The organism is Streptomyces capoamus (assembly GCF_014654935.1).
In the GTDB taxonomy this organism is placed as follows: Bacteria; Actinomycetota; Actinomycetes; order Streptomycetales; family Streptomycetaceae; genus Streptomyces; species Streptomyces capoamus.
In genome coordinates this window covers 6,130-7,981 of record NZ_BNBF01000023.1, presented here as the reverse complement: position 1 = coordinate 7,981, position 1,852 = coordinate 6,130, and the positions used below count along the sequence as shown (strand labels likewise).

The following is a 1,852-nucleotide window of genomic DNA, read 5'->3' as shown; positions in this document are numbered from 1 at the left end:
GTCGTCACGGACGGCGGTGACGCCGCCGGCGTACAGCGCCAGCAGGATGCCTGCGCGGCCCAGCCAGGGCCCGCGCAGGACGGCCCCGGTGGCCAGGCCCAGCAGCGGGAAGAACATCAGCCAGCTGCCGCCGTAGCCGAGGGCCAGCCCGGTGGTGAGCGCGGCGAGCAGGCCCAGTGCCGTCCGGGTGGACGCCGACCGCCGCTTGGCCCGGTCGAAGGCGCGGAAAGTGACGTAGATGTAGAGGGAGTTGAAGGCCAGCAGACCCAGGCCGCCGATCCACGGGTTCCCGGCCTCGCCCTGGAGCAGGTTGGAGAAGGAGCCCATGCCCATCAGCAGCCAGGGCAGCAGGGTGAAGCCGGTGGGCGGCGGGCCCGGACGGTCCACGGCAAGATCCGCGCCGGGCTTGCGGGCGGCCCGGCGAGCGGCCACGAGGCGTGCCCGCTCGGTCCGCCACCGGTGCCACCCGGTCCGCCAGCGATGCCGCCCGGTCCGCAGGTTCTCCTGGTGGCAGCGAAGTCTCCGCATCCACGTCATGTCGATGTTTCCCCCGGTCAGATGGTCCCCGCCGACGGCGGTACGACAGCACAGCGTACGAACAGCCGCCCCGCCGGCGGCAGGCACACCTGTACGGACCCGGGCAGGACGAATGTCACGGCCCGCCGCCTCGGTGGCTGACACGGTGTCAGCACGCTTCACAACTGCGCAGCGCTGGGCTATACAGAGGGCGCCGGACTGGAACGCGTTCTAGGTCCGCACGTGGACGACCTCGGTGCGGCCGACGGTGCGGACGTCCGCACCGAGGTCTTGAGACCCGTCAGGAGCCCCATGCCCATCGACGCAGCCCAGGCCCTCGCCGCCGAACCCCGCTCCGCCGGCATCGGCTGGACCGCCAGGGACGTCCAGCTCTACCACCTCGGCATCGGTGCGGGCGCCGACCCGGACAAGGACAGCCCTGCCACCGACCCGGACGAGCTGCGCTACACCCTGGAGACCCGGCTGCACGTCCTGCCCAGCTTCGCCACCGTCGCGGGCGCCGGCTCGCCCGGGGTGATCGGCGGACTGTCCATGCCGGGCGTCGACGTCGACCTGGCCAAGGTCCTGCACGGCGGCCAGAGCCTCACCCTGCACCGGCCGATCCCGGTCGCCGGCACCGCCACCGCCACGGGCCGGATCGCCGCCGTGTACGACAAGGGCAAGGCCGCCGTCCTCGTCATGCGCACCGAGGTCGCCGACGCCGACGGTCCGTTGTGGACGAACGACGCCCAGATCTTCGTACGCGACGAGGGCGGCTGGGGCGGCGACCGCGGGCCCTCCGCCCGCCTGGACCCGCCCGCCGGCGACCCGTACCGGACCGTCGACCGGCCCGTCCGCGCCGACCAGGCCCTCCTCTACCGCCTCTGCGGCGACTACAACCCGCTGCACGCCGACCCCGAGTTCGCCAAGCTCGCCGGCTTCGACAAGCCGATCCTGCACGGCCTGTGCACCTACGGCATCACCCTCAAGGCGGTCGTCGACACGCTGCTCGGCGGTGACGTGACCCGGGTGCGCGGCTACACCGCCCGGTTCGCCGGGGTCGTCTTCCCGGGGGAGACCCTGCGCGTCCGGATGTGGCGCGAGGAGGGGCGGGTGCGGGTCACGGTGGGTGCCGTGGAACGCGGGGACGCTCCGGTGCTCGCCGACACCACCGTTCAGCACTCCTGAGAAACCCGTGAGGGGAGCCGCACCATGCGCGCAGCCGTACTGCACGAGATCGGCCGGGACAAGCTGGAGGTCCTCGACGACGTCGAGGCGGTGGGCTTCGGCCCCGGCAAGGTCAGGGTCCGGGTGCGCGCCACCGGGCTGTGCCACT

1 protein-coding gene and 2 pseudogenes are annotated in these 1,852 nt (G+C 73.1%); 2 read left to right on the top strand and 1 reads right to left on the bottom strand.

Annotation, left to right across the window (positions count from 1 at the left end):
* Positions 1-537 (bottom strand): annotated as a pseudogene (locus tag IE312_RS42400) (sensor histidine kinase); the annotation flags it as partial.
* Positions 538-828: 291 nt separating this feature from the next.
* On the opposite strand from IE312_RS42400, the gene chsH3 reads away from it, so the two are divergent.
* Positions 829-1,704 carry an enoyl-CoA hydratase ChsH3 gene (chsH3, locus tag IE312_RS29685; RefSeq protein ID WP_189985373.1) on the top strand — a complete coding sequence of 292 codons (876 nt, stop codon included), beginning with the start codon at positions 829-831 and terminating at the stop codon, positions 1,702-1,704.
* A 24-nt stretch (positions 1,705-1,728) separates the two neighbouring features.
* Positions 1,729-1,852: pseudogene (locus IE312_RS42395) on the top strand (Zn-dependent alcohol dehydrogenase); the annotation flags it as partial.

Coding starts and splice junctions, on each gene's coding strand:
- chsH3 (WP_189985373.1), top strand. CDS start 829: ATGCCCATCGACGCAGCCCAGGCCCTCGCCGCCGAACCCCGCTCCGCC.